8 protein-coding genes and 2 pseudogenes are annotated in these 12984 nt (G+C 40.1%); 3 read left to right on the top strand and 7 right to left on the bottom strand.

Translation table 11 applies throughout. The annotated features are described in order from the left end of the window. Positions 1-756: 756 nt before the first annotated feature. From BHE89_RS21840 to nudF, 7 genes and pseudogenes are all read right to left on the bottom strand, one after another. Complete coding sequence (locus BHE89_RS21840) at positions 757-1506, bottom strand: 1-acylglycerol-3-phosphate O-acyltransferase (protein WP_069369632.1); 750 nt, start codon at positions 1504-1506, stop codon at positions 757-759. Between the two features lie 64 nt (positions 1507-1570). After that, the gene (locus tag BHE89_RS27565; RefSeq protein WP_260663829.1) at positions 1571-2020 is read right to left on the bottom strand and encodes a DNA gyrase C-terminal beta-propeller domain-containing protein; all 450 of its coding nucleotides are present in this window, start codon (positions 2018-2020) and stop codon (positions 1571-1573) included. 327 nt (positions 2021-2347) lie between these two features. Then, a pseudogene (gene parC / locus BHE89_RS21835) lies at positions 2348-4528 on the bottom strand (DNA topoisomerase IV subunit A); the annotation flags it as partial. A 32-nt stretch (positions 4529-4560) separates the two neighbouring features. Next, entirely contained in the window at positions 4561-6456 is a 1896-nt protein-coding gene (parE, locus tag BHE89_RS21830; protein WP_069369634.1) for a DNA topoisomerase IV subunit B, read from the bottom strand. Between the two features lie 124 nt (positions 6457-6580). Continuing rightward, complete coding sequence (gene yqiA, locus BHE89_RS21825) at positions 6581-7156, bottom strand: esterase YqiA (RefSeq protein WP_069369799.1); 576 nt, start codon at positions 7154-7156, stop codon at positions 6581-6583. 3 nt (positions 7157-7159) lie between these two features. Next, positions 7160-7999 carry a 3',5'-cyclic-AMP phosphodiesterase gene (cpdA, locus tag BHE89_RS21820; RefSeq protein ID WP_069369635.1) on the bottom strand — a complete coding sequence of 280 codons (840 nt, stop codon included), beginning with the start codon at positions 7997-7999 and terminating at the stop codon, positions 7160-7162. 226 nt (positions 8000-8225) lie between these two features. After that, the gene (nudF, locus tag BHE89_RS21815; RefSeq protein WP_069369636.1) at positions 8226-8861 is read right to left on the bottom strand and encodes an ADP-ribose diphosphatase; all 636 of its coding nucleotides are present in this window, start codon (positions 8859-8861) and stop codon (positions 8226-8228) included. A 214-nt stretch (positions 8862-9075) separates the two neighbouring features. Here nudF and tolC point away from each other — a divergent pair. From tolC to BHE89_RS21800, 3 genes and pseudogenes are all read left to right on the top strand, one after another. After that, positions 9076-10474, top strand: a pseudogene (tolC, locus tag BHE89_RS21810) (outer membrane channel protein TolC). Positions 10475-10806: 332 nt separating this feature from the next. Then, positions 10807-11535 carry a DUF1190 family protein gene (locus BHE89_RS21805; RefSeq protein ID WP_069369638.1) on the top strand — a complete coding sequence of 243 codons (729 nt, stop codon included), beginning with the start codon at positions 10807-10809 and terminating at the stop codon, positions 11533-11535. A gap of 8 nt (positions 11536-11543) precedes the next feature. After that, the gene (locus BHE89_RS21800) at positions 11544-12707 is read left to right on the top strand and encodes a glutathionylspermidine synthase family protein (RefSeq protein ID WP_069369639.1); all 1164 of its coding nucleotides are present in this window, start codon (positions 11544-11546) and stop codon (positions 12705-12707) included. The last annotated feature ends 277 nt before the right edge of the window (positions 12708-12984 follow it).

Here is a 12984-nt window from a genome sequence, read left to right as displayed (position 1 = left end):
AACATATAGGTAATCCAATTAAGCGAACGCCTGAGAGGTATATTTTAAAAAGTTTTTTTTTTAGGAAAAACAGAAGTATTTACATTAAAAGAAATGACCTGCTCAAATCAAAAAGTCGCTTTAATAGCGAGTTTTCATCCCACCATGAAAAATTTTGTTCAAGATATCACTTTTGAATTATTAGAAAATTTAGAAGCACGTTGGAAATCTACCCCCTTCAAATAATCCCTTTTATGTTAAACGGGCGAGTTAGTTAGCGAAAACCGCCCGTTCATCCACATTAAAGCCCCTCAAAACGATTTTAAGACACGATTACCCTATCAAACACCTAAATCTACGCTGAAAGTTTAGAACGGTTTTGCGAGCTTCTGAGTGCGTTTTTAACATCATGCAAACTGACAAGTAAAACGATGCGAAATCGCTGAAAGACACAAACTTGTTTTGTGGCAAGAAGCAATTTGACCAACCGAGTAAAACGAGGGCGGTAGGCTTTTTGTTTTTCTCCTGATGAGCGTCCAGCGAAGAAAGGGAAAAACAGGGGGAGCCGAAACGAAATGACACGCCCCAGCGATGGCAAGTGAACCCCAGTGAACGTGTTTCGTTTTGGGGGCAAAGCCCCCCGTCAAGCGAAGCGTCTGACCACCACATTTTTGAGCGACCAAATACAGGGCGAAAAAAGGGGGTGGTCAGACGAACGCAGTGAGTTTGACGGGCTTGGGTGAATGGCTTTTTTCGCTAAAAGAAAATAAATCAGTCTTAATTTAATTTACCGGGAAAATCACGTTTATTCATTTCTTCAACTTCTTTATCTAGCTCTTCGATTTTCGCTTTCATAATTTGACGACAATCTTCTGCTAATTCTCGAACTTGATCTTTGGTATATTTTGAAACATCAATTGGAGGCAACATTTCAACAATAACATAACCATTATTCCAACGGTTTAGCTTAATTTTGCCCTGCGTTGTGGAAACACACACAGGAATAATCGGCACACCTGCTTGAATGGCAGCATGGAACGCCCCTGTTTTAAACGGTAATAAGCCACGACCACGGCTACGAGTGCCTTCTGGGAACATCCAAACAGAAATCTTCTTCGATTTAATTTGCTCAGCAACTTGTGAAATAGTGCCATGCGCTTTAGAGCGGTTTGCTCTATCAATCAAAATATTACCGGTTATCCAATACAACTGACCAAAGAAAGGAATAAAAATTAAGCTTTTTTTACCCACTGTGACGGTATTAGGTTGTACCGCATTTGACATTGTCACCATATCAAAATTGTTTTGGTGGTTTCCGATATAAATACTTGGGCCGTAGCTTTTCGCTTCTTTAGGAAAACGCTCAACGAGTTTGATACCAAAAATCGTCGATAATTTGCCGAACAAACGTCCGTAAGTCATTACATGTTTAGGATTTCTTGGTGAAAACATGCAATAAATCATTCCAACTGTCACCACAATAATGGTGTAAAGAATGACAATGATGCCTCGAATAATAGCTAACATAAGTTCTAGCGTCCTAAATAGAAGTGGGTCAACAGACCCACTCAATATCAATTAAGTATTAGATTTAATTTGTTTCAATATCAATATGATCGATAACTTGAGCACCGCGAGGTAAAGAGGTTCCGCGACGTCCACGTTTGGCTTTAAAGCTCACTAATTCATTCATCGACATTGTCATTTTGCGTTTACCAAAATGCAGAGTAACAGAAGCATTTTCAGGTAATACTCGTAACCAAGCGACTTTATCCTCACCACTTGCCGCTTGTGAAGCAGGAATAGAAACCATCTGGTTTCCCTTTCCTTTTACCATAGTTGGTAGTTCTGCGGCTTCAAAAATCAGCATCCTACCGCCTTTTGTAATGACCATAATGAGATCAGTGAGCTCGTTGTTCAAGCGTTGTGGCGGTAATGGTAATGCATTTTCAGGTAAAGTCAGTAGTGATTTTCCTGCTTTATTTTTAGACGTTAGATCATCCACCTGACAGATAAAACCATAACCGGCATCAGATGCCATTAAGATCTTATCGGTACTTTCACCCATAACAACATGACGTAATTGCGCATTTTTCTGAATTTTTAGTCGTTCAGTTAGCGCATCGCCTTTGCTACGACCAGAAGGTAATGCATCAACATCAACGGTATAGCTTTGACCCGTGGTATCAATGAGGTGTACTGGTTGATTACTCATACCTTCAACGGCATCAAAATAATCATCACCCGATTTGAAACCCACTGATTTAGCATCGATATGATGACCTTTTTGGCAACGAATAAGCCCTTTTTCAGACATAATGACGGTAACAGCTTCAGGATGTAGATGTTTTAACGGAATAGGTTCATCACCCGCATTACCGCTAAAATAACTGATCTCTTCTGCTTTAAGCACTTCTTGCTGACCATCAACAGTAAAGATTAATGCTTCATCTTTAGGTGCAAACAGCATTTGTTCAATCACATCACCTTGCTCTTTTCCTAAAGCAACAAGACGTGTACCACGCCCTTTTTTATTCATTTCATTCAGTTGTTCTGCTGAAATGGCTAAAATACGTGTTTTGTCAGTGATGATAATAAACCAGTGGTGTTCATTTTTCTTTTGGGGATCAACTAAGAACGGTGCTAATAACTCAGTCTCTTCAGGAACGGTTAATAGCCCTTTACCTGTCTTATTCTTCGTTTCCATCTCATCGTAAGAAAGAACCGAGCCATAACCTTCTTTTGTTGCCAGTAAATATTCTTGTCCAGCACTGCCCGCTAACATGTATTTCACGCTGGCTTCTGGTGGGAATGTCAATTTACCCGTTAATGGCTCACCTTGGCTACGCCCTGATGGCATATCATTTGGGCTTAAGGTGTAACTTCTTCCGGTTGAATCAAGGAACAGGACTGGTTGATTACTCATGCCTCGGACTGCACTGTGATAGCTATCACCCGCACGATAACTCATGCCACTAGGATCAATATCATGTCCTTTTGCATTACGTACCCAGCCCATTTCAGAAAGCACAATAGTGACAGGCTCTGATGGCAACATATCTTGCTCATTCACGACCTTCGCTTCTTCTTGAGGGCGAATAGGTGAACGACGATCATCACCAAATTCTTTTGCATCAGCTTCAATTTCTTTTTTCAGTAACGTATTTAAACGACGAGGTGAACTTAGCAATTTCTCAATGCTGTCGCGTTCTTTTTGAAGCTCATCACTTTCGCCTTTTAGTTTCATCTCTTCAAGTTTGGCTAAATGACGTAAACGTAACTCTAAAATAGCTTCAGCTTGAATATCAGATAACTCAAAACGACGCATTAATTCTGCTTTTGGTTCATCTTCATGACGAATAATTTCAATCACTTCATCAATATTGAGATAAGCAATTAATAAACCTTTAAGAATTTCTAAGCGACGTAAAACTTTTTCTAAACGATGATTTAAGCGGTTTGTTACTGTTTGGCGACGGTACACTAACCACTCATTTAAAATCGTTAGTAATCCTTTAACAGCAGGACGGTTATCTAACCCAATCATATTTAGGTTAACGCGATAACTTTTTTCTAAATCAGTATTCACAAACAAGTAGTACATCACTTGTTCTAAATCGACGCGATTACTACGAGGAACAATAACAAGTCTAGTCGGATTTTCATGATCAGATTCATCACGTAAATCTTCCACTAAAGGCAGTTTTTTCGCTCGCATCAATGCTGCGATTTGCTCAAGTACTTTGGCACCAGAAACTTGATGAGGCAATGCAGTGATCACCGCACACCCTTCTTCTTTCTGCCATACCGCTCTCATTCTGATAGAGCCACGCCCTGTTTTATAAATCTTTTTGATATCGTCTTGCGCGGTAATAATTTCAGCTTCAGTCGGATAATCAGGGCCTTGAACATATTGCATCACATCAGATAATCCGGCATCAGGATTATCTAAAAGCATCACTAAAGCTTGTCCTATTTCACGCGCGTTATGCGGTGGAATGTCTGTTGCCATCCCCACAGCAATACCTGTTGTGCCATTAAGCACGATATTAGGTAAGCGTGCAGGCAACATTTTCGGCTCTTGCATCGTGCCGTCAAAGTTAGGGATCCAATCTACCGTACCGTGTCCTAATTCACTCAATAATGTTTGTGAATACTTAGAAAGACGTGATTCGGTATAACGCATTGCAGCAAAAGATTTTGGATCATCTGGTGCCCCCCAGTTACCTTGTCCATCAATTAACGGATAACGGTAAGAGAACGGCTGAGCCATCAGTACCATTGCTTCATAACATGCACTATCACCATGTGGATGATATTTACCTAGCACGTCACCCACAGTACGGGCTGACTTTTTAAATTTAGCGCTATTACTTAAACCCAGCTCCGACATCGCATAAACGATGCGACGTTGCACGGGCTTTAACCCATCTCCAATAAAAGGTAATGCACGATCCATAATGACGTACATGGAATAGTTGAGATAGGCATTTTCTGTAAATAAGTGGAGCGGTTGGCGCTCTACACCATCATGAGTCAATTCACTCATTCAATTTTTTCCTCAGACTCTTGTGGTATCCATTACACTTCGATGTCAACTTCATCGCCTTTCTCTTGTAACCAATTTCGGCGATCTTCAGAGCGTTTCTTCGCTAACAACATATCCATCACGCCTAGGGTTTCTTGATAATTTTCTTCATCAATCACCAATTGCACTAAACGACGCGTATTAGGATCAAGTGTTGTTTCACGCAGTTGAAGTGGGTTCATCTCACCCAAACCTTTAAAGCGCTGTACGTTAGGCTTTCCTTTTTTACGACTTAAACGCTGTAAAATGGCATTTTTTTCTGATTCATCAAGGGCATAATGAACTTCTTTACCTAAGTCAATACGGTAAAGGGGTGGCATCGCCATATAAACGTGCCCTTCCTTAACAAGCGCAGGGAAATGGCGCACAAATAAAGCACACAATAGGGTGGCGATATGTAAACCATCTGAGTCCGCATCCGCAAGAATACAAATTTTACCGTAACGCAGTTGGCTTAAATCATCACTATCAGGATCCATACCAATAGCAACGGAAATATCATGCACTTCTTGTGAAGCAAGAACTTCATCAGAAGAGACTTCCCATGTATTTAGAATTTTACCGCGTAAAGGCATAATTGCTTGATATTCACGATCTCGAGCTTGTTTAGCCGAGCCGCCCGCAGAGTCCCCTTCAACTAAAAACAGTTCGGTGTAACGTAGATCTTGAGAAGTACAATCAGCCAATTTACCTGGTAATGCTGGCCCTGAAGTGAGTTTCTTTCTCACTACTTTTTTAGCGGCTCGCATACGACGTTGAGCGCTACTAATTGCCATTTCAGCAAGTAATTCACCGACTTGAACATTCTGATTTAGCCATAAGCTAAAAGCATTTTTTACTGCATTTGCAACAAACGCACTGGTTTGTCTTGAGGAGAGCCGCTCTTTAGTTTGCCCTGCAAATTGGGGATCTTGCATTTTCACGGATAATACATAAGCACAACGCTCCCATGTATCATCGGCGGTTAATTTAAGACCTCTTGGTAGTAAATTACGGAATTCACAAAATTCACGCATTGCATCTAACACACCTTGGCGTAAACCATTTACGTGTGTACCACCTTGAACCGTCGGAATTAAGTTAACATAGCTTTCAGTGAGTAGATCGCCACCTTCAGGTAGCCATAGCATAGACCATTCAACGGCTTCATTATCACCCTCAAATTTGCCCGTAAAAGGCTCTTCAGGAAGGCGAACAAATTCAGCAACAGCTTCACTTAAATAATCGGTTAAACCATCAGCGTAGCACCAATTTTCTTGGGTGTTGTTTACTTTATCTATAAAAGAAACAGTAACGCCTGGACAGAGTACTGCTTTGGCTTTCAATACGTGAGATAAGCTTTTAGAAGAAAAACGAGGAACATCGAAATAAGCGCCATCAGGCCAAAAATGTACACTCGTTCCTGTATCTCGTTTTGCACAGGTACCAATCTCATGTAATTCTTCAACCTTATCACCATTTTCAAAGGCAATTTGGTAAACTTTACCCTCACGACGAACGGTGACTTCAATACGTTTTGAGAGGGCATTAACAACAGAGATCCCGACACCATGCAACCCGCCAGAAAATTGATAATTTTTATTAGAGAATTTTCCTCCGGCGTGGAGGTGAGCAAGGATTAACTCGATAGCAGAAACGTTAAGTTCAGGGTGAATATCGACAGGCATTCCTCGCCCATTATCGATGACTTCGATAGATTGGTCTGCATATAAAATAACTTCGACCTTTGATGCGTGTCCCGCAAGCGCCTCGTCCACGCTATTATCTATCACTTCCTGTGCCAAATGGTTCGGTCTTGTGGTATCTGTATACATCCCTGGACGGCGACGTACAGGCTCTAGACCATTAAGAACCTCAATATCCTTTGCATTATAACTTGATTGAGTCATTGTTTTAATCTGCGGTTCGCTGTTAGAAAAATACTGTTTATAATAACAGGTGTTGGCGGCAATATGATATTAATTTTCGGGTAGATACATCAACCTACGTTTTACAGGTTAATCGACCGAAAGGCTAAATTATCTTTAAAAATTGAATAATTTTCGGAAAAAAACGTTCAAAACCCACAAAAGCGTGGTTTCCACCCGATTCTACTGTTTGCCTACACGCGCCAAGATATGAGACAGCTTGACGATAATCAAGTATTTCATCGCCAATTTGTTGAAGTAGCCAAATTAGTTCGGGTGATGTGATAGTGGGAATACGCAAAGCAAGTAACTCATCCATATGGTGAGGTTCTAACCTATACTTTTGATGTGTATAAGGATTTTCATTCTCACCCAAGAAATCTTGCAAAAGATCGAAAGGACGTATCGCAGGATTTACAACAACAGCGGGTAAATTAAAACGTTGAGATAGCCAAATAGATAAATAGCCACCTAATGATGAGCCAATTAATCCAAGTTTCTCATCAGCACTCTCTTTAACTAACGTTTCAATTAGCTGAGCGGCTTCTTGAGGATAAGGTGGCAATTGAGGTACTAACAATTCAATTTCAGGATATGTTGCTTCAAGCCATTGGCGAAAAGCCTGTGCCTTTGCTGATTTTGGTGAGCTATTAAAGCCATGTAAGTAAAGAATACGAGGCATCACTTAATATCCATCCGCATCCAGATCAGGGCAAAATTCAGTACCTGCTAAACGGTAAACTTGTGTTTCAATGTCGCCCTTATCATCAGATAAAAGTGACATTTCTAAATAACGCCAACCCGGAGAAACCGTATCTAATGTAAAATTTGTACAATGAGGGCGAAACTGAATGCACGTAGAAGGCGTCGCCAACAAACGAATACCATTCCACATTTCATCCATTTCTTGATGGATATGACCGCAAAGCATCATTTTGACTTGAGAATGGTCTCTTAAACGCTCAGCCAATTCTTGAGAATTCCTTAAACTGTGTTGATCTAACCATGTACACCCTGAAGGCATAGGATGATGATGCAACAAGATAATCGTATCTCTGTGCTTTTCACTTTCGAGGCAGCGTGTTAGCCAATCTAACTGACAATCTGATAACTCACCATGAGGAACGCCTTGAATTTGGCTATCTAATAACAACATTTGCCAATTATCACCAATCAACACTTGTTTAGCTGACAAAATTCCTGCCTGATTTAAAGCATCAATCATCGCAGGTTGATAGTCATGATTACCCGGCAACCAAACACAAGGTGGTGTTAGCGTCGCAATGCCATCAGCAAAATGCTGATAAGCTTCAAAGGTTTGATCTTGGACTAAATCACCTGTCGCAACAATCAAGTCAACATCAAGATCCTGCTCTCTAATCGCATTTAATACTGCATGGTAACTACGATAGGTATTTATACCCAGCAGAGTATCTTCCACATTAGCAAAGAGGTGGGTATCTGTGATTTGTAATATTCTTACGGTGTGTTTATGTTTCACCGATAATTCAAGCTGGCTTTCCAAAAGGTTTCCTTGTTTCACTCTCATTAGCCGTTATGTTAACGTATTTTCGTAGTAAAGATCTGCCAACCAATACACATTTCAAAAGATTAGTGAGAAATATTCTCGCTTTCAATCACGTTTTTTTCACTTCATTTTACAATTTAATTCATTTGATATCGTATACTTAGAGATAGTTACTCTACTTGATAATATCATTAAAAACACTTATTTAAGGTAGATTAGCGCATTAACTTATCGACCAACGCTTTCTTAATGATATATGGTGAAGTTGTAACCATTGTAGTGCAATAACAGAGGCTGCATTATCAATAATGCCGTCCTCAACCCATTGATAAGCTTGTTCCCGACTCACTACATGGACACGAATATCTTCGTTCTCGCTCTCTAACCCATGTATCCCTTTTGCTGTTGTTGCATCAACTTCCCCCACATATACATGCATCCTTTCACTCGTTCCTCCAGGGCTTGAAAGGTAACTCACAATAGGCTCGCACCGTCCCACTTTAACACCCGCTTCTTCTTGGGCTTCTCGTCTAACAACCTCATCAGGACGTTCACCTTGCTCAACCATGCCTGCAATCACTTCAAGTAACCAAGGTGTCTCACTGGTTTCATAGGCGGGGATCCGAATTTGCTCAATTAAGACGACTTCATCACGATTAGGATCATAAGCGAGTAAAACGCCGGCATTTCCACGTTCAAAAACCTCACGTTTCACTTCTTCGCTCCACCCACCTTCAAAAAGACGATGCTTAAAGCGATATTCGGTCATGCGGAAAAAGCCTTTGTATAAATCTCGCTGACCAAGCAGTTTTACATCATCACGACCGTATAAAAATGGTATATTTTCCCTTTTCTTCATACAATGTTCCTTAAGTTATATTTAAGCGTATTTTTTATTGCTTATGTTTAATACAGATTTAAAGAAATTTGCCAACAATTCATGTAAAGTTAATCTAAAATAAAAGGATATGGCACAAATGGCTACCCCTACTTAGGGAAACAATCTGCTAGAATTATCCCCAATCAAGATTAACAGAGGCAACTCAGCGAAACTGTTGCAACAAGGAATTAAAATGAAAAAACTGCTCTCTCTTTTGGTCACGGTGAGTTTGGCAGGATTCAGCTCTGCAAGTCAGGCTGAGGATCTGCTTCAAGTTTATCAAAAAGCAAAGGACAGTAACCCTGAGTTACGCAAGTCATTAGCTGAACGAAACAGCGCTTTTGAAAAAATCAATGAAGCTCGCAGTCCATTATTGCCTCAATTAGGATTGGGGGCATCTGCTGATTACAAAAGTGGTTATCGTGACGCTAGAGACACTGAATCCAATTCTATTGGCGCTAGCTTAAAACTAACACAAAGTGTGTTTAATATGTCTTTATGGCGCCAGTTGAACATGCAAGAAAAAAACAGCGGGCATGAGTGATGTCACTTATCAAACAAGTCAGCAAAAACTGATCCTAGACACCGCGACCGCTTACTTTGATGTTTTGCGCGCTATTGATTCATTATCCTTTATTGAAGCGCAAAAAGAACAAGTTTATCGTCAGCTAGATCAAACAACTCAACGTTTTAACGTAGGTTTAGTAGCGATTACTGACGTACAAAATGCGCGTGCTAATTATGATAGCGTACTGGCGCAAGAAGTCGCTGGCCGTAATCAATTAGATAACGCATTAGAAAAACTACGCCAAGTCAGTGGTATTTATTACATTAATCTGGCATCACTCAACATCAGCCGTTTTTCAACAACCCCACCCGACTCCATTGAAAAACTGCTAAAAGATGCTGAAGCGCGCAACTTAAGTTTATTAAGCGCACGCTTAGGTCAAGATTTAGCACGCGAGAATATTCGTTTAGCGCAATCAGGTCACTTACCAACCGTCGATTTAAATGCATCTACGGGTGTTTCTAATAGCCATAATCACGGTAGCGCATTACCGCCAGCAACAGCGGGTAATAGTCGCAACAGCTATAGCGGTCAAAATAGTATTGGTCTGTCTGTCAGTATTCCTTTATATACAGGGGGCAGAACAAGCTCACAAGTTGAACAAGCACAATATAACTTTACCAGCGCTAGCGAACAATTAGAGTCGGTTTATCGTTCTATTGTCCAAATCGCGCGTTCTTCTTATAACAATATTTCTGCGTCAATCAGTAGTATTAAAGCGTATCAACAAGTGGTTGTTTCTGCTCAAAGCTCTTTAGATGCAACAGAAGCGGGTTATCAAGTCGGTACTCGTACTATCGTTGACGTATTAAATGCGACCACAACGCTTTATGATGCTAAACAGAAATTATCAAACGCACGTTATGACTATTTAATTAACCAATTAAATATTGAATACGCACGTGGCACATTGAATGAAAATGATTTAATTCAGTTAAATAATACACTGGGTGCAGAAGTTTCTACTTCACCAGATAGCATTATTCGCCCGTTAACAAGCCCTGCTCTTAACGTTGCACCTTGATCGTGAATTAAGGATCGAGTCACTTATACAAAACCGCTTTCAGCGATAAACTGATAAGCGGTTTTTTTTATGCTTCTTCTTCACATAACATATTGTGTTATGGCTTAAATTAAAATTTCAACAATATCTATATTCTTGTATTAACAAATACCTTAATTACAATTAGGTTAAAAAGAGAGGATTTACCTAATTTCATCACCCTTAACCTTATAAAGATCACAATTTTCTGGTTATCCCTGATGATTAGGCGTTTCTTATTTATTTTCTAGACTATTTAACCTATCCTAGCTTTTATTTTTGAACGTTTTTACCTTTTTATGGATCTTATCAATATGCCAATGAAACGTACCAAATCGATTAATCGTGATGCTTTCCGTAAAGCATTTCGTCCTTATCGTCTGGCGCCTGTTGCAATCGCCATCACTGCTGTATTCGCGCTTTCAGGATGTGAAGAGAGCGATGAGACAGTTTCACTGTATATGAATGCACAAGAATGTGCCCAAGCGAATCCTTCACAAGCGGCACAGTGTGAAGACTCTTATCGCACTGCATTGCAAGAAGCTCAACGTACAGCCCCGAAATACGCAACATTAGAAGACTGTGTTGCTGAATTTGGTGATGCACAATGTACACAAACAGCGTCGATTGACGGACAACCCGTTAGTACTGAAAATGCCAATAATTTAAACCCAGACAGCTCACAAGTGGCTCAAGCTAACTCTGGTGGTAGCTTTTTTATGCCATTAATGGCGGGTTATATGATGGGTCGCTTAATGGGGGGCAGTGCACCAGCACAACCTCTGTTTAGTTCCCGTAATCCAACAAGCCCTGCAAATGGTAAATTTGTGGATGCCACAGGTCGTAACTATGGTCCTGCTGTGGGTGGTCGCCAAATGAACGTCCCCAAAACTGCCATGACCCCCAAACCATCAACAACCTCAACAATAACACGTGGTGGCTTTGGTAATACGGTTTCAAGACAAGCTGCGGCTCAACGTACCAGTGCAACAAATAATAACCGTAGCTCAACCGGTTCATCTTCTTACCGTTCAGGTGGTTAATTAAAACCATGAAACGTGAAAATATCATTGAACGCCCGGATTGGCGTGAAAAAGCAACTGAATTTGGCTTTAACTTTCATACAATGTATGGCGAGCCTTATTGGTCTGAAGATGCTTATTATCAATTCTCAATGGAAGAAGTTGAAACATTAGAAGAAACGACGGAAGAGTTGCATCAGATGTGCTTACAAGTCGCTGATAAAGTGGCTAATAGTGAAGAGTTACTGACGCGTTTTCAAATTCCTCGTCACTGTTGGGATTTTGTACGTGATTCATGGAAATCGTCTCAACCTTCTCTCTATTCACGTCTTGATTTAGCGTATGACGGTAAAAGTCCGGCAAAACTGTTAGAAAATAATGCAGATACACCAACATCGCTATATGAATCTGCTTTTTTCCAATGGATCTGGCTTGAAGATCAAGTCAATGCTGGTCGTTTACCGCAAAATGCGGATCAATTTAATAGCATTCAAGAAAAGCTAATTGATCGTTTTGCAGCGCTTCGTGATCAATATGGAATGCGTTATCTGCATATGTCGTGTTGCCAAGATACGGAAGAAGATCGTGGTACAGTCCAATATTTACAAGATTGTGCAGAAGAGGCAGAAGTCACGACTGACTTTGTCTTTATTGAAGATCTGGGTTTAGGTGAGCGTGGTGAGTTAACGGATCTGAAAGATCAGATAATCAGCAATATGTTTAAGCTTTACCCTTGGGAATTTATGTTCCGTGAAGACTTCTCAACTAAATTGGCTGATGCGGGTATTCGTTGGTTAGAACCTTCTTGGAAGAGCATTATCTCAAATAAAGCATTATTGCCAATGCTTTGGGAAATGTTCCCTAATCACCCTAATCTGCTACCGGCTTATTTTTATGAGGGTAAAGCGCCTGAGTCATTATCACGTTATGTTATCAAACCACTGTTTTCACGCGAAGGTGCAAATATTCGCATCGTTGAAAATGGCAAAGATATTGCTGTCGCAGATGGCCCTTACGGCGAAGAAGGTTTTATTGTTCAGGACTTCCATCCACTGCCAAAATTTGGTGATAGCTATACATTAATTGGTAGCTGGCTGGTTAACGACCAATCAGCAGGTATTTGTATTCGAGAAGATAGAGAGCTTATCACTCAAGATCTCTCACGCTTCTATCCACATATTATTTTAGACTGATATAAAACCTGTTGTGTCACTCTTCAAGCACCTCACTTACTAATTTAAGTAGTGAGGTGTTTTTTATTTCATGGATTATTCTCAAATTTTTTTGTTTAATCCTGTTTTAGATCCCCGAAATAATCATGAAGCTTATCAGACATTTATCCAAATAAAAATAAAATCAATATAAACAAAAGGTTAAATACATTAATTATATCTATATAGAAAATTGGAAAGGCCAATAACGAGGGAAATATAATGAGTCGATACATTATATTTAATTATAAAAAATGGA

The organism is Shigella sp. FC1967, assembly GCF_001743005.1.
In the GTDB taxonomy this organism is placed as follows: Bacteria; Pseudomonadota; Gammaproteobacteria; order Enterobacterales; family Enterobacteriaceae; genus Proteus.
This window is presented reverse-complemented; position numbering and strand designations above follow the sequence as displayed.

Bases quoted from the DNA above. Each gene is read 5' to 3' on its own strand.
- yqiA (WP_069369799.1), bottom strand. From the start codon at position 7,156: ATGCCTCGTATTCTTTACTTACATGGCTTTAATAGCTCACCAAAATCA.
- BHE89_RS21805 (WP_069369638.1), top strand. From the start codon at position 10,807: ATGCCAATGAAACGTACCAAATCGATTAATCGTGATGCTTTCCGTAAA.
- BHE89_RS27565 (WP_260663829.1), bottom strand. From the start codon at position 2,020: ATGGCATCTGATGCCGGTTATGGTTTTATCTGTCAGGTGGATGATCTA.
- parE (WP_069369634.1), bottom strand. From the start codon at position 6,456: ATGACTCAATCAAGTTATAATGCAAAGGATATTGAGGTTCTTAATGGT.
- nudF (WP_069369636.1), bottom strand. From the start codon at position 8,861: ATGAAGAAAAGGGAAAATATACCATTTTTATACGGTCGTGATGATGTA.
- BHE89_RS21840 (WP_069369632.1), bottom strand. From the start codon at position 1,506: ATGTTAGCTATTATTCGAGGCATCATTGTCATTCTTTACACCATTATT.
- BHE89_RS21800 (WP_069369639.1), top strand. From the start codon at position 11,544: ATGAAACGTGAAAATATCATTGAACGCCCGGATTGGCGTGAAAAAGCA.